The organism is Rhodobacter capsulatus (assembly GCF_052363185.1).
In the GTDB taxonomy this organism is placed as follows: Bacteria; Pseudomonadota; Alphaproteobacteria; order Rhodobacterales; family Rhodobacteraceae; genus Rhodobacter; species Rhodobacter capsulatus_E.
The window spans coordinates 3,000,505-3,021,625 of sequence record NZ_CP198955.1; the positions used below are offsets into that span (position 1 = coordinate 3,000,505).

At 67.1% G+C, this 21,121-nt stretch carries 16 protein-coding genes and 1 pseudogene; 5 read left to right on the forward strand and 12 right to left on the reverse strand.

Features of this window, described 5'->3' with window-relative positions:
• Window positions 1–132 precede the first annotated feature (132 nt).
• Window positions 133–2,397 carry an adenosylcobalamin-dependent ribonucleoside-diphosphate reductase gene (locus ACTTAG_RS14715; RefSeq protein ID WP_444462964.1) on the reverse strand — a complete coding sequence of 755 codons (2,265 nt, stop codon included), beginning with the start codon at window positions 2,395–2,397 and terminating at the stop codon, window positions 133–135.
• Window positions 2,398–2,581: 184 nt separating this feature from the next.
• On the opposite strand from ACTTAG_RS14715, the gene ACTTAG_RS14720 reads away from it, so the two are divergent.
• Both ACTTAG_RS14720 and ACTTAG_RS14725 read left to right on the forward strand, forming a co-directional pair.
• Complete coding sequence (locus ACTTAG_RS14720; protein ID WP_444462965.1) at window positions 2,582–3,004, forward strand: DUF1489 family protein; 423 nt, start codon at window positions 2,582–2,584, stop codon at window positions 3,002–3,004.
• Window positions 3,004–4,155, forward strand: a complete 1,152-nt coding sequence (locus ACTTAG_RS14725) for an amidohydrolase (protein ID WP_444462966.1) — start codon at window positions 3,004–3,006, stop codon at window positions 4,153–4,155. The genes ACTTAG_RS14720 and ACTTAG_RS14725 overlap by 1 nt, the downstream gene beginning before the upstream one ends.
• On the opposite strand, the gene ACTTAG_RS14730 is transcribed toward ACTTAG_RS14725, so the two are convergent.
• The 4 genes and pseudogenes from ACTTAG_RS14730 to ACTTAG_RS14745 form a co-directional block, all read right to left on the reverse strand.
• Window positions 4,143–6,242 carry a hypothetical protein gene (locus ACTTAG_RS14730; RefSeq protein WP_444462967.1) on the reverse strand — a complete coding sequence of 700 codons (2,100 nt, stop codon included), beginning with the start codon at window positions 6,240–6,242 and terminating at the stop codon, window positions 4,143–4,145. The genes ACTTAG_RS14725 and ACTTAG_RS14730 overlap by 13 nt on opposite strands.
• Window positions 6,239–8,973 (reverse strand): annotated as a pseudogene (locus ACTTAG_RS14735) (DUF4159 domain-containing protein). Before ACTTAG_RS14735 ends, ACTTAG_RS14730 begins: the two are co-directional and overlap by 4 nt.
• Window positions 8,970–9,878 carry a DUF58 domain-containing protein gene (locus ACTTAG_RS14740; RefSeq protein ID WP_444462968.1) on the reverse strand — a complete coding sequence of 303 codons (909 nt, stop codon included), beginning with the start codon at window positions 9,876–9,878 and terminating at the stop codon, window positions 8,970–8,972. Before ACTTAG_RS14740 ends, ACTTAG_RS14735 begins: the two are co-directional and overlap by 4 nt.
• A complete protein-coding gene (locus tag ACTTAG_RS14745; protein ID WP_444462969.1) occupies window positions 9,875–10,888 on the reverse strand; it encodes an AAA family ATPase in 1,014 nt (337 codons plus the stop codon). The genes ACTTAG_RS14740 and ACTTAG_RS14745 overlap by 4 nt, the downstream gene beginning before the upstream one ends.
• Before the next feature lie 72 nt (window positions 10,889–10,960).
• Between ACTTAG_RS14745 and ACTTAG_RS14750 the strand changes: the two genes are divergently transcribed.
• Together ACTTAG_RS14750 and ACTTAG_RS14755 are read left to right on the forward strand one after the other, a co-directional pair.
• Window positions 10,961–11,548 (forward strand): DUF1285 domain-containing protein, encoded by a 588-nt coding sequence (locus ACTTAG_RS14750; RefSeq protein ID WP_444462970.1) that lies wholly within the window; start codon window positions 10,961–10,963, stop codon window positions 11,546–11,548.
• A complete protein-coding gene (locus ACTTAG_RS14755) occupies window positions 11,545–12,318 on the forward strand; it encodes a TIM barrel protein (protein WP_444462971.1) in 774 nt (257 codons plus the stop codon). The genes ACTTAG_RS14750 and ACTTAG_RS14755 overlap by 4 nt, the downstream gene beginning before the upstream one ends.
• Window positions 12,319–12,447: 129 nt before the next feature.
• Here the strand turns inward: ACTTAG_RS14755 and ACTTAG_RS14760 are convergent, their stop codons facing one another.
• Window positions 12,448–13,725 carry an Nramp family divalent metal transporter gene (locus ACTTAG_RS14760; RefSeq protein ID WP_444462972.1) on the reverse strand — a complete coding sequence of 426 codons (1,278 nt, stop codon included), beginning with the start codon at window positions 13,723–13,725 and terminating at the stop codon, window positions 12,448–12,450.
• Window positions 13,726–13,898: 173 nt separating this feature from the next.
• On the opposite strand from ACTTAG_RS14760, the gene mntR reads away from it, so the two are divergent.
• Window positions 13,899–14,327 (forward strand): manganese-binding transcriptional regulator MntR, encoded by a 429-nt coding sequence (mntR, locus tag ACTTAG_RS14765; RefSeq protein WP_444462973.1) that lies wholly within the window; start codon window positions 13,899–13,901, stop codon window positions 14,325–14,327.
• Between the two features lie 30 nt (window positions 14,328–14,357).
• Here mntR and mtnA read toward each other — a convergent pair whose 3' ends face one another.
• From mtnA to fabA, 6 genes are all read right to left on the reverse strand, one after another.
• Window positions 14,358–15,461, reverse strand: a complete 1,104-nt coding sequence (mtnA, locus tag ACTTAG_RS14770; RefSeq protein WP_444462974.1) for an S-methyl-5-thioribose-1-phosphate isomerase — start codon at window positions 15,459–15,461, stop codon at window positions 14,358–14,360.
• A gap of 182 nt (window positions 15,462–15,643) precedes the next feature.
• A complete protein-coding gene (locus tag ACTTAG_RS14775; protein ID WP_444462975.1) occupies window positions 15,644–17,512 on the reverse strand; it encodes a calcium-binding protein in 1,869 nt (622 codons plus the stop codon).
• A 120-nt stretch (window positions 17,513–17,632) separates the two neighbouring features.
• Window positions 17,633–18,460 carry an alpha/beta fold hydrolase gene (locus tag ACTTAG_RS14780; RefSeq protein WP_444462976.1) on the reverse strand — a complete coding sequence of 276 codons (828 nt, stop codon included), beginning with the start codon at window positions 18,458–18,460 and terminating at the stop codon, window positions 17,633–17,635.
• Between the two features lie 52 nt (window positions 18,461–18,512).
• Window positions 18,513–19,301, reverse strand: coding sequence for an enoyl-ACP reductase FabI (locus tag ACTTAG_RS14785; protein WP_444462977.1), 789 nt, complete (start codon window positions 19,299–19,301; stop codon window positions 18,513–18,515).
• Between the two features lie 5 nt (window positions 19,302–19,306).
• Window positions 19,307–20,536 (reverse strand): beta-ketoacyl-ACP synthase I, encoded by a 1,230-nt coding sequence (gene fabB, locus ACTTAG_RS14790; protein WP_444462978.1) that lies wholly within the window; start codon window positions 20,534–20,536, stop codon window positions 19,307–19,309.
• 23 nt (window positions 20,537–20,559) lie between these two features.
• Window positions 20,560–21,069, reverse strand: coding sequence for a bifunctional 3-hydroxydecanoyl-ACP dehydratase/trans-2-decenoyl-ACP isomerase (fabA, locus tag ACTTAG_RS14795; RefSeq protein WP_444454739.1), 510 nt, complete (start codon window positions 21,067–21,069; stop codon window positions 20,560–20,562).
• Between the last annotated feature and the right edge of the window lie 52 nt (window positions 21,070–21,121).

The window sequence follows — 21,121 nt, forward strand, 5'->3', positions numbered from 1 at the left end:
CACATAGCAAGAGACTGCTAGAATGCCGCTTCTGGCTACCTGCCCACCTCGAATTTGCCGAGTTTGCGCACGCTTCTAGATTTTATTTGCGCACGCTATTCCCTTATCTGGCTTGTGTGGCTGCCGCCCTGTTCAGCCGCACTTCGAATGCCCGCAGTCGGCGCAGGTCACACAGCCTTCCACCTTGCGCATTGCATAGCTTCCGCAAGACGGACAAGCCTCGCCGCGCGGAACTTCTCCCATTTCCATCACTTCGGCCCGGGGATCGGATTTCAACCCCATCCCCTCGCCCGCGATGAAACCTGTCGCCACCAGATGACGCTCGATCACGCCGCCGATCGCGGCCAGGATCGACGGGATGTACTGACCCGCCATCCAGGCCCCGCCACGCGGATCGAAGACCGCTTTCAACTCGCCCACGACGAAACTCACATCGCCACCGCGCCGGAACACCGCCGAGATCATCCGCGTCAGTGCCACCGTCCAGGCATAATGTTCCATATTCTTGGAATTTATGAAAACCTCGAAAGGACGGCGATGCCCGCCCTGCACGATGTCGTTCACCGTGATGTAGATCGCATGTTCCGACCCCGGCCATTTCAGCTTGTAGGTCGCCCCTTCCAAGGCCGCAGGCCGGTCGAGCGGTTCGGTCAGATAAACCACCTCGGCGCCGGTTTCGGTCTCTGGCGTCTTTTCGGAAGTTTCGGAAACCGTCAAAACAGAGCCCGTCACATCATTCGGGCGATAGGTGGTGCAGCCCTTGCAGCCGCTTTCAAAGGCCGCCATGTAGACATCCTTGAAATCGTCAAAGCTGATGTCCACCGGGCAGTTGATCGTCTTCGAAATGCTCGAGTCGATCCATTTCTGTGCCGCCGCCTGCATCTTCACATGATCCATCGGCGCCAGCGTCTGGGCATTGACGAAATAGTCGGGCAGGGGCGCATCCCCCTTCAGGTCGCGCCACATCTGCACCGCGCAATCGACCACCTCTTCCTCGGTCCGCGAGCCATCCTTTTGCAGCACCTTGCGGGTATAGGCATAGGCGAAGACAGGCTCGATGCCCGACGACACATTGCCCGCATAAAGCGAGATCGTCCCGGTGGGCGCGATCGAGGTCAGCAGCGCATTGCGGATCCCATGCGTCGCAATCGCCTGACGGACATCCTCGTCCATCTGCAACATGTTGCCGCTGTTCAGATATTTCTGCGCATCAAAAAGCGGGAAGGCGCCCTTTTCCCGCGCCAGATCGACCGAGGCCAGATAGGCCGCCCGGGCAATCGCCTTCATCCAGGCCTCGGTCTGCGCCGCCGCCGCATCCGAGCCATAGCGCAGCCCCAGCATCAAAAGCGCATCGGCCAGCCCCGTCACCCCAAGCCCGATCCGGCGCTTGTTCGTGGCCTCCGCCTGCTGCTGCGGCAGCGGGAAGCGGCTGGCATCGACCACATTGTCCATCATCCGCACCGAGGTGCGCACCAGATCATCCAGCGCCGCCAGATCCAGCACGGCCTTGTCGGTGAAGGGCGCAGACACCAGCCGCGCCAGGTTGACCGAGCCGAGCAGACAGGCGCCATAGGGCGGCAGGGGCTGCTCGCCACAGGGGTTCGTCGCCGCGATCTGCTCCAGATAGGCCAGGTTGTTCATCGCATTGATCCGGTCGATGAAGATCACCCCCGGCTCTGCGAAATCATAGGTCGCGCGCATGATCTTGTTCCACAGATCGCGGGCGTTCAGCGTGTGATAGACCTTGCCGTCAAAGACCAGCTCCCACGGCCCGTCGGCCTTCACCGCTTCCATGAAGGCATCGGTGATCAGCACCGACAGGTTGAACATCCGCAGCCGGGCCGAATCCTGTTTTGCGGTGATGAAAGCCTCGATATCGGGGTGATCGCAGCGCATCGTCGCCATCATCGCGCCGCGGCGACTGCCCGCCGACATGATCGTGCGGCACATCGCATCCCAGACATCCATGAACGACAGCGGCCCCGAGGCATCGGCCGCCACCCCCTTCACCGCCGCGCCACGCGGCCGGATCGTCGAGAAATCATAGCCGATACCGCCGCCCTGCTGCATCGTCAGCGCGGCTTCCTTCAGCATGTCGAAGATGCCGCCCATCGAATCGGGGATCGTGCCCATGACGAAGCAGTTGAACAAGGTCACCGCCCGGCCGGTGCCCGCCCCCGCCAGAATCCGCCCCGCGGGCAGGAATTTGAAATCTTCGAGCGCGGCGTAGAATTTCGGCTCCCAGGCGGCCGGATCAGCCTCGACCGAGGCCAGATCGCGGGCGACGCGGCGCCAGCTGTCTTCGACCGTGGCGTCGATCGGGCTGCCATCGGCATCCTTCAGACGGTATTTCATGTCCCAGATCTGTTCGGCGATGGGGGCGGCAAAACGGGTCATGAGGCATCCTTTGGCAGCGACCGACGGGCGGAAAGAGGGTTAAAGATACGTTGATGAGGACAGGGGGTCAACCGCGTTGCCCTCGGGCGAAGCACTCTATATTGTGGTGTCACAAGAAACGGAAGACCACTTCTAGCGTTTTCAGGCCAAAGGCTCGAAGCGCATGGGGGCAGGAAGGAAGGCAATGACACAACCGCTGCATATCCTCAAGCTTTGTGTCGGCGCGGAGAGCGTCGAGGATCTGATCGACTGGCAGCGGGCGCATTACGGCACGGGCCCCGCGCAGCATGTCACGCGGATGTGGCCCAAACGCGCCGAGGAGGTGCTGGCGGGCGGCTCGCTTTACTGGGTGATCAAGGGGGTGATCCTGGCGCGGCAACGCATTTTGGACCTGCGGCAGGTGACGGGTAGCGACGGCATTTCCCGCTGCGCGCTGGTGCTGGACCCGGAGGTGATCCGCACCGAGGCGATGCCGCGGCGGCCGTTTCAGGGCTGGCGCTATTTCGCCGCGGCCGATGTGCCGCGCGATCTGGTCGCCGGGCGCGAGCGCGAAGACCCCCTGCCCCGCGATTTGCAAGCGGCGCTCGCCGAGATCGGGCTGCGCTGATGCAGACGCGGCTGAGCAATACCGATGTGGTGGAGCTGACTGCGTGGCGGCACGCGCTGCACCGCGCCCCCGAGATCTCGGGCGAAGAGGTCGCGACTGCGCGGGCGGTGGTGGCGGAACTGATGAAATCCCGGCCCGACAGGCTTCTGACCGGGCTGGGTGGCCATGGCGTCGCGGCGATCTGGGAGGGCCTTGATCCCGGGCCCACGGTGCTGATCCGCTGCGAGTTGGATGCGCTGCCGATCCTTGAAACCGGAACCGTGGCGCATCGCTCGGACGTGCCGGGCAAGGCGCATCTGTGCGGGCATGACGGCCATATGGCGATTGTGGCGGGCGTCGCGCGGGGGCTGGCGCGGCAGAAGCCGCAGCGGGGCCGCGCGGTCTTGCTGTTCCAGCCCGCCGAGGAGGATGGCTCCGGCGCGGCGGCGGTGATCGCCGATCCGCGCTTTGCGGAAATCCGCCCCGATCTGGCGCTGTCCTTGCACAATTACCCGGGGCTGGCGCTGGGGCACGGCGTGGTGCGGCCCGGGCCCGCCAATTGCGCCTCGCGCGGGGTGAAGATCCGGCTCACCGGTCGCACCGCCCATGCGGCGCAGCCCGAGACGGGGCTTTCCCCCGGCCCGGCGCTGGCGCGGCTGATCGACCGGCTGCCTGCGCTTGGCCATGGCGGTCCGGTCACCGATCCGGCCTTTTCGCTGGTCACCATCACCCATGCGCGGCTGGGCGAGCCCGCCTTCGGCATCGCCCCCGCCGCGGCCGAGCTTTGGGCGACGCTGCGCACCCAGACCGATGCGGGCATGGCGGCGCTTGTGGCCGCGACCGAGGCCGCGGTGGCAGAGGCCGCCGAGGGGCTGGGCATAAGCCTTTCGTATCACGACATCTTCACCGCCTGCACCAATGCGCCCGAAGCGGTGGCGGTCTTGCGCAAAGCGATGGCAGCCGAGGCGATCCCCACGGGCGACACCGAAGTGCCGATGCGCGCCTCGGAGGATTTCGGCCGCTTCGGCGCGCTTGCCCCTTCGGCGATGCTGCTTCTGGGCGCGGGCGAGGATAGCCCCCGGCTGCACAATTCCGATTACGACTTCCCCGACAGCCTGATCCCGGTTGGCGCCGCGCTTTTCCTGCGCTGTCTGGCCGATCAGCTGGGCTGAGCCGACCGCCGCCGCCCCTCAAGCAGCCAGGCGGCGGTGATGGCGGCAACGACAAGGGCGAGCCAGGCCCAGCCCGGCAAAAGCGCCGTCAGCCGGATGTCGGTCGTGGCCGTGACCTCGCGCGGGGTGACGCCGATCCAGCCGCGCCCCGAAGCCACACGGCCCGGCCGCACCTGACGGATATCGGGGAGGCCGTCTTCCAGCGCCACCTCGGCCCCGCCCGAGGCGGCGATCACCGGCGCCAGCGCCGCGCCCGAAGCCACCGGGGTTTCGTATTCGCGGGCACTGGCCGGACCCAGCGCCATGACCCGCTCCAGATCCCCTTGTTTCAACCGATAAAGCCCCTCGGCGGGCGCGGTCCAGATCGCCGCAAACCGCCCCGGCTCGACCTGCGGCAGAGTCAGGCTTTCCGCCGTGCCATCGGGCCGGATGATCTGCACCGGGCCCACCGTGTCCTGCATCGTGCGGCGGGTGATCGTGACCGACAGGCTGCCCGGATCGACCTCGGCCAGAAGCGCCTCCTCCTCAAGGTCCGGTTCCTTCATCGCCCAATGCGCGATGCGGCGCAAAAGTTCCAGCTGCGGCCCGCCGCCCTCATAGCCGCGATCCCAGAGCCAGGCGTGATCGGAGGCCAGAAGCGCCACCCGCCCCTTGCCCGCCCGGTCGAGCACCAGAAGCGGTGCCTCGCCGACGCCTTTCATCACCACCTCGCCCCGGGCCCCGGTCAGCTCGATCTGACGCAGCCAGCGGCCCCAATGGGTCAGGCCCGCATCCCCCGCAGGCGGCGGCGCCCCCGTCAGCCCCGCAGTGACCGGATGGCGCAGGCCAAGCTCGGTCGGGCGCGGCAGGTAAGCCTCGGACAGCACCCGCCCGGTCGGCCGCGCGGGCAGGATGTCGCCCAAGGGCGTCTGCCACAGGCTTTCGACCGTCGCGAATTCGGGCCCGGCCGAAACCAGCACCGCCCCGCCACGGTCGACATAGGCGCGGATATTCTCGAAATACCCGGCCGGAAGAATGCCGCGTTCGGCATAGCGGTCAAAGATGATCAGATCGAATTCGTCGATCTTGTCCAGAAACAGCTCCTGCGTCGGAAAGGCGATCAGCGAGAGTTCGGAAACCGGCGTGCCATCCTGCTTTTCGGGCGGGCGCAGGATGGTGAAATGCACCAGATCCACCCCGGCATCGGATTTCAAGAGGTTCCGCCAGGTCCGCTCGCCCGCATGCGGCTGGCCCGAGACCAGCAGCACCCGCAGCCGGTCGCGCACGCCGTTGATGCTGACCACGGCGCTGTCGTTCTGCGCGGTCAGCTGCCCGGGCGCGGGCTCAACGCTGAACTGCACCACATTCTGCCCGGCATGCTCCAGCTTCAGCGGCAGTTCCAGATCCTGCCCCACCATCACCGGGTACTCCTGCGGCGCCGCCCCGTCGATCGAGATCGTCAGCCGCGCCGTCGATCCCGCCGCTTGAGGCACGGCGCCCGTGTCCTCGACCTTCAGGCGGATCACCGTTTCCTCGCCGATGATGCCGAAGGCCGGGGCGGTTTCAATCAGCAATCGCCGGTCCCAGTCGCTGGCGTGACCGCTGCGCAGAAGATGCAGCGGCGCGGGCAGATCGGGCAGCGCCTCGGGGTCGTGCAGACGCCCGTCCGAAAGCACGATCACCCCCGCCACCCGCCCGCGCGGCTCGGCCGCCAAGGCCTCGGAGAGCACCGCGCCCAGCTGCGTGCCCGCGTTTTGCGCGCCGTCCGGCACCGTCGCGCGGCGCAATTCGGTATTGGGCAGCGCGGTGATGGCGGCCGAAAGCTGCGCCAGCGCCGCATCGGTCTGCGCGGGCCGGTCCGACAGCCTTTGCGAGGCGGAGCGGTCATCGACCAGCAGCACGATATCCGAAAGCGGCGTCTTTTCCTCCTGCTGGACCGAGGGCTGCGCCAACCCGCCCAGAAGCGCCAAGGCCGCAAAGCCCCGCAGCGCCCAGCCCCGCAGCCCGCGCCAAAGCGCAACCGCCAGAAGCAGAACGGCCAGCGCCCCAAGCCCGGCCAGAACCGGCCAGGGGAGAAGCGGCGCAAAAACGACCGAGACCCCGTTCATTGCCCGAGCCTTTCCAGAAGCGCAGGCACATGCACCTGATCGGATTTGTAATTCCCGGTCAGCACATGCATGACCAGATTGACCCCGAAGCGCGCGGCGATCTCGCGTTGCCGCTCGCCGCCCGTGCCGCGGCCGACCGGAAACATCGGCTGGCCGACCTCATCGACCGCCCAGGCACTGGCCCAGTCATTGCCGCCGATCACCACCGGCGTCACCCCGTCGTTGAGGTTGCGAAACGGCATCCCCTCGGCCTGTTCGGCATCCACCGGCGCGGCCTCGACCCAGATCGGGCCATCGTAGCGGCCGGGCATCGTCTGCAGCAGATAAAAGCTGCGCGTCAGCACATGATCGGCGGGCAGCGGTTCCAGCGGCGGAATGTCAAGCGGCGCGGCCAAAGCCTGCAGCCGCCGCCCGGTTTCCGTCGCCGCCCCCATCCCCGCCAGATCGGCGTCGCGGGTGTCAAACAGGATCATGCCGCCGCCGCGCAGATAGCGGTTGAGCTTGACATAGGCCGCGGGCGAGGGCGTCGGCGCGGTCTCGGTCACCGGCCAGTAGATCAGGGTGAACAACGCCAGATCATCGGCCTCAAGATCCAACTGCATCGGCGCCGAGGGCTCGACAGTGGTGCGCCGCGTCAGGGTCTGGCCAAGCCCGCGCAGCCCGGCCATCGAGACCGCATCCAGCGTCGCATCGCCCGTCGGCACATAGGCGAAAACCACATTCGCGGCGGCCTCGATGGCACGCGCCTCGGGCATCGTCTGCGCTTGCGGCGGGCTGGGCAGCAGCACCACGGCCAGCGCCAGAACCGCCGCCGCGCGCGGGCCGCGCAGCCGCCCCGAAAGCGCCAGCGTCGCCAGAATATCAAGCAAAAGCACCATCAGCGCCGTGGCCAGAGCCAGCCCGGCCAGGGCCTTTTGTTTCGGCGCGCTCTCGCCCTCGATCCCCACCCCTGTGGGCCAGAGCGCCGGGGCCAACTGGCGCCCGCGCGGCAGGGCGTTCAGCGCGATCACCTGATCCTCGGCGCCGTAAAGCCCGGGCGGCAGGGCGGGGCCGGGCGGACCCTCGGCCAGATCCTCGCCCTTCACCCCCCGCCTCGGCCTCGCTCGGCACCAGCTGGCCGAAACCATCGAGCCGCTTCAGGGGGGTAAAGGTCTGCCCGGCCAGATCCTCGGCCGTGGGGGCGGCGGGCCGGGCGGACACCGAAAGCCGCTCCAGCATCTGCGGAAAGAGCCCCGACAGCGGCAGGTTCGACCATTCCGCATTCGCGGTGACATGGAAGAGCACGACCGCCCCCCTGCCCCATCGCCACGCGGGTCACAAGCGGCGTGCCATCGGCCAGCGCGGCAATGGTGCGCGCGGCCAGATCGGGGTCGGGCTCGGCCAGCACCTGTTCGCGCACCGTGACCTCCTCGGGCACCGTCAAACCGGCAAAGGGCGAGGTCTCGGCAAAAGGCGCCAAGCGGCGCGGCTCGCCCCAGCTCATCGTGCCGCCCACCGACCGCCCGCCCTGCCGCAGCCGCACCGGCAGCAGCGGATCGGCCGCGGTATCGGCAGCCGCCAGCCGCGGGCCGGCAAAGCGGATCAGCATCCCGCCCTTTTCGACCCAATCCTGCAGTTCGGCCGTGTCCGCGCCCTCGCCCGTATCGGCCAGAATGATTACATCGGGCTTGACCGGCAGGGCATCGGCCAGGGTCGCCTCGATCAGATCGGCCGAGGGGGCCAGAGCCTGCTGCAGGTAATGGGTGGGTGCCAGCAGTTCGAGCCCCTCACGCGCGGCACTGGGCGAGATCAGCGCCACCTTGCGCCGCTTTTGCGCATCGTCGGTCAGGCTGACGGCCCCCGCCGCGCGCAGGCCGGAAATCTCGAAACGGGTGATGCGGTTGCGCAATTCGGGCGGCAGATCAAAGACGACCTCGGCCTGGGCCTGACCGGCCAGCGTGATGGATTGCCGGGCCAGTTCGCGTTCCAGCCCCGAGGGATCGGCGCCCAGCGCCACGATTTCCAGCCTTCGGTTGACGGGGGCCGAGGTCTGGATCGGCAATTTCAGCTTCGCCCCGTCGACGCTGGCCGCGCCCAGCGCCAGCACCGGGGCGGCGGGCTGCCAGACCTTCAGCGTGCCATGCCCCTGCACCGCCCTTGCCAAGGCCGCGCGGCTGGCCCGGTCGAGCCCGTCCGAGAGCCAGAGCGTGTCATAGCGTCCCGCGGGCAGGATCGTCACCGGATCAAGGTCGAGCGAGGGTTCCCAGGGCTGCGGCCGCAGCCCCGGCAGGCTGTCGCGCAGATCGCGGGCGTCGGTGAAGGGTGGCGGCCCGGGCGGCGGATCGGCGAGGCTGACAAGGGCGACCGGACGGCCCGCCGCGGCGGCCTCGGTCAGGGCGCGGTCCAGCCGCTCGACCCGGCGCGGCCAGCTGACGGCCGAGGCCCAGCTGCCATCTTCCAGGATCAGAAGCGGCCCACGGGCGGGATCAAGCGGGACGGGATGCAGCACCGGCCCGGCAAAGCCGAAGATCGCGGCCGCCAGCGCCAGCATCCGCAGCGCCAGAAGCCACCAGGGCGTGCGTTCGGCCTGCACGGTTTCATCGGCGAGGCCCAAAAGCAACGCGACGCCCGGAAAGCGGCGCCTGATCGGCGCGGGGGGCGTGGCGCGCAAAAGCCACCACAGCAGCGGCAGGGCCAAAAGGCCCGCCAGAAGCCAGGGCGCGGTGAAGCCAAGCGGGCCCAGCATCGTCATCGCCAGCCCCCCGCAAGGGCGCCCTGCAGCCACAAAAGCGCCGCCTGCGCCGGGGCGTCGGTGTGATGGCTGGAAAAGGCAAAGCCCGATTGCCGGGCGATGCGGGCAAGGTGGTCGCGCCGCTCGGCCAGACGCGCCCGATAGCGCGCGCGCAGATCGCCCGCCTCGCGGGTTTCGAACCGCAGCCCGCCCGCCATCGAGGTGAAGACGGTGCGGCCGTCATAGGGGAAGTCTTCCTCGGCCGGGTCGAGCACCTGCAGCAGCACGCCGCTGACACCGCGCCCGGCCGCACCCGCAAGCGCGGTTTCCAGCCCGGCCGGATCGGCGAAGAAATCCGACAGCACCACCACCCGCGCCTGCGGGGCCACGGCCGACAGATCGGGGGCGGCATAATCCTGCGCCGAGGTCTCGGCCAGAAGCGCCTGCGCCAGCGTCAGCAGCTGCGCCTTGCCCGGACGCGGCGGGGCCAGCGGGCTTGTGAGCCCCACCCGTTCCCCCGCCCGCAGCGCGGAAAGGGCAAGCGCCAGCGCCAGAAGCCGGGCGCGGGTCTGTTTCTCGGGGCGGGCCTTGCGCCCGGTCTCGGCGCCCGAAAACCGCATCGAGGCGGCCGGGTCGACCCAAAGGCAGAGCGACTGCGCCAGCTGCGCCTCGCGGTCGCGGACGAATTGGGTGTCCGACCGGGCCGAGCGGCGCCAATCGACAAAGCGGGCCTCGTCGCCGGAATGGGCCGGGCGGTATTGCCAGAATTCCTCGCCCGCGCCCGCCCGGCGACGGCCATGGCCCCCCATCTGCACGGTATTGGCCAGATGTTCGGCCGCGATCAGCAGCGCAGGCAGGGCCGCGGCTTCCGCCTCGGCCGCCCGGCGCAGATCGCGTGCCGCCGCGTCGGGAAGGGGGTCGCTCACGCGGCGGCCTCGGCTTCGGTGCCGAGGATTTCGGTGACGGCGCGGGCGATGATCGCCGAAAGCGTCTCGCCGCGCGCACGGGCGGCGAAGGTCAGCGCCATGCGGTGACTGAGCACCGGACGGGCGAGCGCCGCCACATCGTCGATGCCGGGCGCCAGGCGGCCGTTCAGCAGCGCCCGCGCCCGCACCGTCAGCATCAGCGCCTGCGCCGCGCGCGGACCGGGGCCCCAGGCCAGGCTATCGCGGATGACGGGCAGCGCCTCGGGCTCGCCGGGGCGGCAGGCGCGAACCAGATCCAGGATCGCCTCGACCACGCGATCGCCGACCGGCATGCGGCGGACCAGCTGTTGCGCCGCGATCAGTTCGGCGGGGGTGAAGACGGCGATGGCCGTTGCCGCCTCGACCCCGGTCGTGGCCAGAAGGATGTCGCGTTCGGTGGCGCGGGTCGGATAGTCCACATCGACCTGCACAAGGAAGCGGTCCAGCTGCGCCTCGGGCAGGGGATAGGTGCCCTCCTGCTCGATCGGGTTTTGCGTCGCAAGCACATGAAAGGGCGGTCCAAGCGGACGATGCACGCCCGCCACCGTCACTTCGCGTTCCTGCATCGCCTGCAACAGCGCGGATTGCGTGCGGGGGCTGGCGCGGTTGATTTCATCGGCCATCAGAAGCTGGCAGAAGATCGGCCCCTCAAGGAAGCGAAAAGCGCGGCTGCCATCGGCGGCGGTTTCCAGCACCTCGGAGCCCAGAATATCGGCGGGCATCAGATCGGGGGTGAACTGGATGCGGGCGGGGGCCAGCCCCATCACCGTGGCCAAAGTATCGACCAGCATCGTCTTGCCCAGCCCCGGCAGACCCACCAAAAGCGCATGCCCGCCCGAGAGCAGCGCGGCCAAGGTCAGCTCGACCACACGTTCCTGCCCGATGAAACGGCGGTTCACCGAGGCACGGGCGGCGCCCAGTTTCGTGCCCAGCCGCTCGATCTCGGTCAGCAGGGTGTCGGTCTCGGTCATGACAGGGCTCCGGTTGCGCGTTATACGGGTAGAGAAACAGATAATCCGCCGCAGCCCAACCGCAAAGAGAAGATGACCGAGAAAGCCGCGCCACAAATCGCCGTGAAGCCGCCGAGTGCGGACGGGATCGCCGCAGCCGTGACGAAAGCCGGGGCCAAGGGGCCGCCGCCGGTGCATCTGTGGGACCCGCCCTTTTGCGGCGATCTGGATATCGAGATCCGTCGCGACGGGACCTGGTTCTATCTGGGAACGCCGATCGGGCGCGAGGCTCTGGTGCGGCTTTTCGCATCGGTGCTGAAGCTGGAAGACGGCAGGTTCTATCTGGTGACCCCGGTCGAAAAGGTGGGCATCCGCGTGCAGGATGCGCCCTTCCTTGCCGTCGATTGCACCGCCGAGGCGGGGGATCTGCGGTTCATCACGAACGTGGGCGATGAGGTCGTGGCGGGCCCGGAGCATCCGATCCGGGTGGAGATCGCGGCGGATGGCGAGCCGCGCCCCTATCTGCATGTGCGCCGCGGGCTTGAGGCGCGGATCGACCGCAAGACCTTTTACCGGCTGGTCGATCTGGCCGCGCCGGGGGCACATGCGGGCGAGGACTGGCTTGGGCTGACCTCGGGCGGGGTGTTCTTTCCGATCCAGCGGATGGCGGAGATTTCATGATCAAACTGGCCGCCGATCTGACCACGCTGTTTCAGGAACTGCCCTTTGCGGCGCGGTTTTCGGCGGCGCAGGCGGCGGGCTTTGCGGGGGTGAGCCTGGCCTCGCCCTATGACGGGCCGGTGCAGGAGCTGCGCGACCGGCTGGTGATGTCGGGGCTTTTGTTTGCGGCGATGCAGGCGCCGCCGCCGAATTACACTGGCGCGGCCCCTGGCTTTGCCGCGACGACCGGCGGAGAGGATCGGTTTCAACGCGATTTCAAGCGGATGCTGCGCTACGCCGAGGTGCTCAAGCCCGGCGCGATCGAGATCTTGGCCGGGCCCGAGGGCGACACCGAGACGCTTCTGCGCAATCTGCGTTGGGCTGTGGCCGAGGCGCCGAAGCGCATCTTGACCCTGGCCCCGCGACCCGAGGGCAGTTTTCTGAAAAGCTACGATCAGCTGGCCGAGGTGCTGGAGGCGGTCGGCGCGGACAATCTGGGCCTTTGCCTTGACACCGCGACGGCGGTCGCCTTGGGCGCGACGCCCGAGGATTTGGCCGAACGCTTCGGCGCCGATCTGCGCCATGTCTCGCTTGCTTCGGCGCCCGACCGGGCCGAGCCGGGATCGGATGGCTGGGATGTGGCCGGTTTCCTGACCCGGATTGAGGCGGCAGGCTACAAGGGCTGGGTCAGCGCGGATTACACGCCGAAACTGACGACGGCGGCGGGGCTGGGCTGGATGCCGCCCGCGCCGGTGGCACCGCCGAAGAAGCGCAAGAAGCCGGGTGGGTGAGGATTTCGCCTCGGCTGAGGCCGAGGCGACCCGTGGGGGGCTCTGCCCCGTTCGATGGGGCCACCTTCCACTGGAAGGTTGCTCGATCCCATCTCACCCCCCGGGATATTTGAACCAAGGTGAAAGGGATCAGGACAGGAAGGGCATTTCGATGCCGAAAGCGCCGAGGAGCAGGACCATGTTGAGCGAGAGGACGACACTGGCGCCGAGGGCTGCCGCCGCCTGAACCTTGCGGGTGGGGACGAAATCGCCCATCACCTCGGGTTTGCGGATCAGCCACAAAAGCGCCAGCATCGGCACCGGCAGCGCGATCGACAGCACGACCTGGCTCATCACCAGCGCATCGGTGGCATTGGCGCCCGAGGCGACAACGAGGAAGGCGGGCACCATCGTCACCGCGCGGCGCAGCCAAAGCGGCAGGTTCATCCGCAAGAAGCCCTGCATGATCATCTGCCCCGCCATCGTGCCCACGACCGACGACGACACCCCCGAAGCGATCAGCGACAACAGGAAGGCCGAGGCCGCAAAGCCGCCCAGAAGCGGGGTCAGCGTGTGATAGGCGGTCTCGATTTCCGCCACCTCGGCATGGCCGTTGTGAAAGGCCGAAGCCGCCATCATCACCATCGCCATGTTGATCAGCCCTGCCCCCGCCAGCGCCACGATCACCTCGATATTCGAGATCCGCACCATCCGGCGCCGGTCGCTGTCGCTGCCCAGAATGGCGCGGTTCTGCGTCAGGCCCGAATGCAGGAAGATCGCATGCGGCATCACCGTTGCCCCGATGATGCCCACCGCGATCATCAGCGCGCCCTGATCGGGCAGGCTCGGCGTCAGCAACCCGCCCGCCGCCTGCCCCCAGTCGATCGGCGCGATCAGCACCTCGGCCAGATAGCTCAGCCCGATCACGCCCACCATCGACCCGATCGCCAGTTCCATCGGCCGGAAGCCCTGCGCCTCGAAAAGCAGGATCGCATAGGTGATCACCGCGGTCAGCGCCATGCCCCACAACAGCGGAATGCCCAGCAGCAGCGAAAAGCCGATGGCGCCGCCGAGGAACTCGGCCAGATCGGTGGCCATGGCCGCCACCTCGCTGACCGCCCACATGACGAGGACCAAGGGGCGGGGCAGGTGATCGCGGCTCAACTCCGCCAGATTGCGCCCGGTGACGATGCCAAGCCGGGCCGAAAGCGCCTGAAACAGCATCGCGATCAGGTTCGCCATCAGCACCACCCAAAGCAGCGCATAGCCGTAGCCCGCCCCCGCCTGGATGTTCGTCGCGTAATTGCCCGGGTCCATATAGGCAACCGAGGCGATCACCGCCGGGCCCACAAAGGCCAGCATCGCCAGGGGGCCACGCCGCTCGCCCCCGATCACCGCCGCCATCGTGGCGCGCGTCCGCCCCGACATGGAATTTTTCTGGATCATGCCCTGCGCCTTTGGAACCTGTTGCTGCAAAGTATAGCCTTGGCTACACTTCTGTCAAACGGCTTCCCGCCACGGGTCGCAAGATTGCGCTGCGGCGCCGGGGGGCGTTTCCAAATCCGGGCCAAGGCGGTAAAATGATGCGAAAAGGATCTGTGATGCCCGATGACGCCGCCCTTTCCGACCTGACGACGATGCGTTTTTCCCGCGCCCGGGAGGCGCAGAGCATGGCGGTGCTGGAAGATTACGCCGAGATGATCGACGATCTGGCGCAGGAACTGGGCGAGGCGCGGATCACCGACATCGCGGCGCGGATGGGGGTGACGCATCCGACGGCGACCAAGGCGGTGGCGCGGCTCAAGCGCGAGGGGCTGGCGGTGTCGCGCCCCTATCGCGGCGTGTTCCTGACCGAACTGGGGACAGAGCTGGCGGCGCGGGTGCGGATGCGCCACCGGGTCGTGGTCGATCTGCTGATCGCCGTGGGGGTGCCCGCCGACACCGCCGAAATCGACGCCGAGGGGCTGGAACATCATGTGTCCGAGGCGACGCTGAAGGCCTTTGAAGCCTATCTCGCCCGGCGGGGCTGAGGCGGCGGGCAAGCCACCGCCCCGCGCCCCTCAGGCCGTCATCGCGGCCTTCAGATCGGGGAACATCGCCGCCATCGCGGGTTCCGTCGCCGGGCACAGGCCGCGCTCGGTCAGAAGGCCGGTCACCAATTCGCAGGGCGTGACGTCAAAGGCCGGATTGCGCGCGGGCGTGCCATCGGGCGAGATCTGCACAAGCTGGATCTTGCCATCGGCCCCGAGGCCCTGCACCAGCGTCACTTCCTCCTGATTGCGCTCCTCGATCGGGATTTCCTTCACCCCGTCATGCACCCGCCAGTCGATCGTGGGCGAGGGCAGCGCGACATAGAAGGGCACGCCATTCGCCTTGGCCGCCAAGGCCTTCAGATAGGTGCCGATCTTGTTGCACACATCGCCGCGCGCGGTGGTGCGGTCGGTGCCGACGATCACCATATCGACCTCGCCATGCTGCATCAGATGGCCGCCCGCATTGTCCACCACCAGCGCATGCGGAATGCCATGGTGGTTCATCTCCCACGCCGTCAGCTGCGCGCCCTGATTGCGCGGGCGGGTTTCGTCCACGAAGACATGCACGGGAATCCCCGCCTCATGCGCGTGATAGATCGGCGAGGTGGCCGTGCCCCAATCCACCGTCGCCAGCCAGCCCGCATTGCAATGGGTCAGGATGTTGACCGTCTGGCCGGGCTTCTGCGCCGCGATCGCCTTGATGATCTCCAGCCCGTGCTGGCCGATGCGGCGGTTGATCTCCACATCCTCGTCGCAGATCTCGGCGGCGCGTCGTGCCGCCACCGCGGCGCGCAGCTCGGGCGGGATCGGGCGCAGCACCCGCACCATTTCATCCAGCGCCCAGCGCAGGTTGATCGCCGTCGGACGGGTTTCGTGCAGAACCTCCCAGGTCTCGGTCAGACCGGCGTCCGAGGGGTCCTCCTGCATCGCCACGGCCACGCCCCAGGCGGCAGCGGCGCCGATCAGCGGCGCGCCGCGCACCCACATGTCACGGATCGCCACGGCGAAATCGGCCCGGCTTTGCAGATCGACGATGCGCAATTCATGCGGCAACCAGCGCTGGTCGATCACCTGCACGATACCGCGCGCGTCCTGCCAGATGGTCCGATAAGGGGTTCCGTCGATCTTCACCGTATCCTCCTTCCCGCAGCCGCGGGCAAATCCGGCCGCAGATCTTCCACCGGATGCGGCATAAGTCAAACGCTAATGACAAATGCAAAGCCATCCGGGCAGGGCTGCGACGAAGCGCCCCGCAGCGCGAAGAGGGCCCGCCCCCGGCCGGGGGACGGGCCCTGCAGTAGCTTGCAAACGCCTCAGAAGACGAAGAAATCCTCGGCGCTCAGGATCGAGCCAGAAACCGTGGCAATCAGCACCCGTGCCCCGGCCCCGTTGCCGTCGGCATCGTAGTAAAGCCGGGTCGTGGCGGTGTCGAACAGGATGCGGTCGGCGGCATCCATCGCCACGCCCCCCTCGTTGGCAACGAAGGCGCTTGCAGCCAGGGCCCCCTGCGCCAGCGTGGTGAAGATCGCGTCATCCAGCCGGATCATGTCGTAACCGCGGTAGAAATCGGTGATCCGATCGACATTGCCCGCGCCGATGGCGGTGTCGAAAATGATCACGTCATTGCCGAAGCCGGTGGTGATCACATCATTGCCCAGACCGCCCGCCAACACGTTGCTGGCATCGTTGCCGATGATCCGGTTGTTCAGCGCATTGCCGGTGGCATTGATCGCCTCGTAGCCCGTCAGGGTAATGTCTTCGACGAAACGCGCCCCGGCATAGGCGTCAAGGTTGATCGTGACCAAACTGCTGACCTGGTCACGCCCGCCGGCATCGCCGCCACCGCTGACGGTGACAGTCTCGAAAATGCGGTCGCCGCTGCTGTCGACGACATAGCTGTCATTGCCCGCCCCGCCCAGCATCCGGTCAGCCCCGAGGCCGCCGTCCAGCGTGTCATTGCCGCCCTCGCCCTGCAGCGTGTCGTTCCCGGCCATGCCGCGCAACAGGTCATTGCCCTGCCCGCCCGAGAGCAGGTTCACCGCCCCGTTGCCAAGAATGTCGTTGGACAGGGCATTGCCGCGCCCCACCCGCACCGTGCCGTCAAGCTGCAGGTTTTCCAGATAGCTGCCCAGCGTATAGCCGGAAAACACCGCGATCACGGTCTCGATGCCGCCGTTCGCGCCTTCGGTGATCAGATCGCTGGCCCGGTCGACGACATAGATGTCGTTTCCGGCGCCGCCGCGCATCACATCGGCGCCACCGCCGCCGTCGATCCGGTTCACCCCGGCGGTGCCGATGATCGTATCCGCCCCGGCGCCGCCGATGACGTTTTCGATCCCGCTCAGCACGTCATTGCCGACATAGGTCCCATTGTGGGCATTGCCGGTCAGCAGGTTGACGGTGATGCCCGAATCCGCGGTGACGGCGCTGTAATCGGCCGTATCCGAACCCGCACCGCCGATCAGGCTGTCGGCAAAGGCATCCATCGCCCCGGCGCGCAGCACATCATCGCCCGCGCCGCCATTCATCGTGTCGCGTCCGCCCGCGCCGTTCAGCGTGTCATTGCCCGCGCCCCCGGCCAGGCTGTCATGGCCGCCCAGACCCAGGATCTCGTCGTTATAGATCGTGCCGACCAGCGTATCGGCGCCGTTCGAGCCGCGGATGATGTTGTCGATATCGTAATCGCCCCAGTCGAGCACCGCGCCGGTGGGGTAAAGCGCGGGATCGGGCCAGCCCCAGGAGTCGAAATTATCCGCCCAGGCGGCCAGTTCCACGACCGAGGCAAAGTCGGGCAGCGGCACGCCGCCGACATGGATGAAGATGTCATCGAAGCCGATCAGTTCCTGATGGCCGTCCACCTCGATCCAGACATGGCGGTCGATGTGCAACACGTCGGTATAGGTGCCATCTTGATAATTCACGCGGCGGATCTGGACGATGTTCCATTGGCCCAGCACATCGTTCACCATCCCCATGTCGCCCAGACTGTAGGACATGGTGGAATCGTCGAACTGGGTCGGATCGGTGTAACCGTTATCGGACAGGACGAAGCTGTTCTGCCCGTCGGGAACCTGCACGGAGACATCGGTATGCTGCAGCGTGTTCACCTGATTGGACCAATCCTGCGGATCGGGGAAACGGCGCGTCAGAATCCAGCTGTCGAAACGGTAAGTAAGCGTCATGGTGTCCTCCCGTACCAGAGCCGGAAGATTGGCGCAAAAATCCCGCAAAACCGCCATGATCGGTATCAACCAAAGACCGATTTTCGGGCAGTTTGCGAATTTGCCGCAGGGCGCGGGGTCTCAGCGGGGCAGTTCGCCGATCCAGTCGGCGATCAGCGCCACCGCCCCGGGCTCATCCAGAAAGGGGATATGCGGGCGGCCGGGCACTTCGGCGAAGCGCATGTCGGGGCGGCGGCGGCGCATCTCGGCCACGGTCTCGGGCGAGAGCAGGTCGGAATTCGCCCCCCGGATCAGCGCCAAAGGCAGACCGGCGCAGGCCTCGAACAGCGGCCAGGTCTCGAAGACGCCCGCGTCGAAGGCGTGAATGAAGGCGTCGCGCAATTCCGGATCGTAGTTGATCTTCACCCCTTGCGGGGTTTCGATATTGTGCCGCTCGGTCTCTTCCCACCAGCGGCGCATCGGCACATTTTCATAGCCCACCATCGCAGCGGGCAGCTTTTCCACCAGATCGGCAAAGGTCTTGGCCACCGGATTGCGGCCGACGACGTCGAAGATCCGCATCAGCCCCGCGCGCTCGATCACCGGGCCGATGTCGTTCAGGCACAGCCCGGTCAGGCGCGGCTTCGCCACCGCCGCCAGATACATCCCGATCATCCCCCCGCGCGAGGTGCCCAGCACCGCGGCCCTTTCCACCCCCAGATGATCGAGCAGCTGCAGCGCATCCGCCGCCTCGCGCACCACCGTATAGGTCGCACCGCCGGTCCATTGGCTGTCGCCGCGGCCACGGTAATCCATGCGGATCAGACGGCAGGGCGGCAGATGCGGCGCCAGATAATCGAAATCGCGCCCCGTCCGGGTCAGCCCGGCAAGCGCCAGCACCACCGGCCCCTGCCCCTCATCGGTGAACGCGATCTGCGCGCCATCGTCTGCGGTGAAAAACGCCATCATCCCCCCCCAAAGCAAAGGGCGCCCGAAGGCGCCCCGCAAGCCGATCCGAAGATCAGATGTTGTCCGGCTGCGGCATGCCCAGCACATGATAGCCGCAATCGACCATCACCACATCCCCCGTCGTGCAGGCGCCGTAATCCGAACACAGGAACACGGCCGAGCCGCCCACGGCCTCCAGCGTCGCATTCTGGCGCATCGGGCTGTTGGCCTCGGTATGGCGAAAGGTTTTCCGCGCCCCCCCGATGGCCGCGCCTGCGAGCGTCTTCATCGGCCCGGGGCTGATCGCATTGACGCGGATGCCCTGCGGTCCCAGATCATTGGCCAGATAGCGCACCGCCGATTCCAGCGCCGCCTTGGCCACGCCCATGACGTTGTAGAACGGCGTCACCCGGTTCGAGCCGCCATAGGTGAGCGTGATCAGGCTGCCGCCGTTCGGCATCAGCTCGGACGCGCGCCGGGCCACGTCGATGAAGGAATAGCACGAAATCGCCAGCGAATTCTTGAAGTTCTCGCGCGAGGTGTGGATGAACCGCCCCGCCAGTTCGTTCTTGTCGGAATAGGCGATGGCATGGATGACGAAATCGAGCGTGCCCCATTCGTCCTTGAGCCGCTGGAAGGCGGCATCCAGCGAGGCATCGTCGTTCACATCGACATCCACCAGCAGCGTCGATCCGACCGAGGCCGCCAGCGGCTCGACCCGCTTGCCAAAGGCCTCGCCCTGATAGGAGAACGCCAGCTCCGCCCCCTCGGCCGCAAGGGCCGAGGAGATACCCCAGGCGATCGAACGCTCGTTGGCCACGCCCATGACGAGGCCACGTTTTCCCTTCATCAAATCCGCCATCGGCCTCACCCCTTGTAGGCGCTCATCACCAGCGTGGCATTGGTGCCGCCAAAGCCGAAGCTGTTCGACAGAACCGAGTCGAACTCGACGTTTTCAACCAGCTTCGTGGCGATTTCCTCGGGCTTGATCGCCGGGTCCAGCTCGGTGATGTTGGCCGATCCGGTGATGAACTTGCCCTGCATCATCAACAGGCAATAAATCGCCTCATGCACGCCGGTCGCGCCCAGGCTGTGGCCTGTCAGCGATTTCGTCGACGAAATCGGCGGCACATTGCCCTCGCCGAAGACGCGGCGGACGGCCTCGACCTCGGTCACGTCGCCCGCGACGGTCGAGGTGCCATGCGCGTTGATATAGCTGATCTTGCGGCCCTCGGGCAGCGTGCCCAAAGCGAGCCGCATCGAGCGTTCGCCGCCCTCGCCCGACGGCGCCACCATGTCATAGCCGTCCGAGGTGGCGCCATAGCCGGTGATTTCGGCATAGATCTTCGCGCCGCGGGCTTTCGCGTGTTCCAGCTCTTCCAGAACCAGCACACCGCCGCCGCCCGCGATCACGAAACCATCGCGCGTGACGTCAAAGGCGCGGGCCGCGGTGGTCGGCGTGTCGTTGTATTTCGACGACATCGCGCCCATCGCATCGAAGAGGCACGACAAGGTCCAGTCCAGTTCCTCGCCGCCGCCAGCGAAGACGATGTCCTGCTTGCCCATCTGGATCAGTTCGGCCGCGTTGCCGATGCAATGCGCCGAGGTCGAGCAGGCCGAGGTGATCGAATAGTTCACGCCCTTGATCTTGAAGGGCGTCGCCAGACAGGCCGAGTTCGTGGACGACATGCAGCGCGTCACCATGAACGGCCCCATGCGCTTGGGCGAGCCCTTTTGAATCACGGTCTGATGCGCTTCGAAGAAGTTCGAGGTGGACGGCCCGCCCGAGCCCATGATCAGCCCGGTGCGCGGGTTCGAAACGTCGCTTTCCTCAAGCCCCGAATCGCGGATCGCCTGTTCCATCGACAGGAAGTTATAGGCGGCGCCGCGGCCCATGAAGCGCAGGTTGCGCTTGTCGATATGGTCTTCCAGCACGATCTGCGGCGCGCCATGGACTTGGCTGCGGAAGCCGCGCTCGGCATATTCGGGGGCAAAGACGATGCCCGAACGACCGGCCCGCAGGCTGGCCGAGACCTCTTCGGCAGAGTTGCCGATGGGGCTGACGATGCCCAGCCCGGTGATGACGACGCGCCGCATGGGGGCCTCCTGTCCTTCTTCGATCAGCTCTCGGAGAGAGCCACTTTCATGTCCTTGACGACGTAGATCACCTCGCCGTCGGCCTCGACGATGCCGTCGGCCACGCCCATGGTCAGACGCCGCGTCTGCAGGGCCTTGGTGAAATCGACCTTGTAGGTCAGCATCTTGCGATCGGGGCGGACCATGCCGGTCAGCTTGACCTCGCCCACGCCCAGCGCATAGCCCCGCCCCGGCCAGCCGCGCCAGCCCAGGTTGAAGCCCGTGAGCTGCCACAGCCCATCAAGGCCAAGGCAGCCCGGCATGATCGGATTGCCCGGGAAGTGGCAGTCAAAGAACCACAGATCCGGCGTGATGTCGAATTCGGCCACCACATGGCCCTTGCCATGCAGCCCGCCATCTTCCGAAATCTCGGTGATGCGGTCCATCATCAGCATCGGCGGCGCCGGAAGCTGGGCATTGCCCGGCCCGAACAGCTCGCCTCGCGCACATTTGAGCAGATCTTCCTTGCCGAAGCTTGTCGGATAGAGTGACATCGGCGTTTCCCCCCAAGGTCTTGTCCCCTTTCCTCTAACACCCCCCCGCCCG

Excerpts from the sequence above, each read along its gene's own strand:
- fabA (WP_444454739.1), bottom strand. The coding sequence starts at position 21,069 with ATGTCACTCTATCCGACAAGCTTCGGCAAGGAAGATCTGCTCAAATGT.
- ACTTAG_RS14785 (WP_444462977.1), bottom strand. The coding sequence starts at position 19,301 with ATGGCGGATTTGATGAAGGGAAAACGTGGCCTCGTCATGGGCGTGGCC.
- ACTTAG_RS14720 (WP_444462965.1), top strand. The coding sequence starts at position 2,582 with ATGACACAACCGCTGCATATCCTCAAGCTTTGTGTCGGCGCGGAGAGC.
- mntR (WP_444462973.1), top strand. The coding sequence starts at position 13,899 with ATGCCCGATGACGCCGCCCTTTCCGACCTGACGACGATGCGTTTTTCC.
- ACTTAG_RS14745 (WP_444462969.1), bottom strand. The coding sequence starts at position 10,888 with ATGACCGAGACCGACACCCTGCTGACCGAGATCGAGCGGCTGGGCACG.
- ACTTAG_RS14755 (WP_444462971.1), top strand. The coding sequence starts at position 11,545 with ATGATCAAACTGGCCGCCGATCTGACCACGCTGTTTCAGGAACTGCCC.
- ACTTAG_RS14760 (WP_444462972.1), bottom strand. The coding sequence starts at position 13,725 with ATGTCGGGGCGGACGCGCGCCACGATGGCGGCGGTGATCGGGGGCGAG.
- ACTTAG_RS14780 (WP_444462976.1), bottom strand. The coding sequence starts at position 18,460 with ATGATGGCGTTTTTCACCGCAGACGATGGCGCGCAGATCGCGTTCACC.
- ACTTAG_RS14730 (WP_444462967.1), bottom strand. The coding sequence starts at position 6,242 with ATGAACGGGGTCTCGGTCGTTTTTGCGCCGCTTCTCCCCTGGCCGGTT.
- ACTTAG_RS14715 (WP_444462964.1), bottom strand. The coding sequence starts at position 2,397 with ATGACCCGTTTTGCCGCCCCCATCGCCGAACAGATCTGGGACATGAAA.
- ACTTAG_RS14750 (WP_444462970.1), top strand. The coding sequence starts at position 10,961 with ATGACCGAGAAAGCCGCGCCACAAATCGCCGTGAAGCCGCCGAGTGCG.
- ACTTAG_RS14775 (WP_444462975.1), bottom strand. The coding sequence starts at position 17,512 with ATGACGCTTACTTACCGTTTCGACAGCTGGATTCTGACGCGCCGTTTC.
- fabB (WP_444462978.1), bottom strand. The coding sequence starts at position 20,536 with ATGCGGCGCGTCGTCATCACCGGGCTGGGCATCGTCAGCCCCATCGGC.
- ACTTAG_RS14725 (WP_444462966.1), top strand. The coding sequence starts at position 3,004 with ATGCAGACGCGGCTGAGCAATACCGATGTGGTGGAGCTGACTGCGTGG.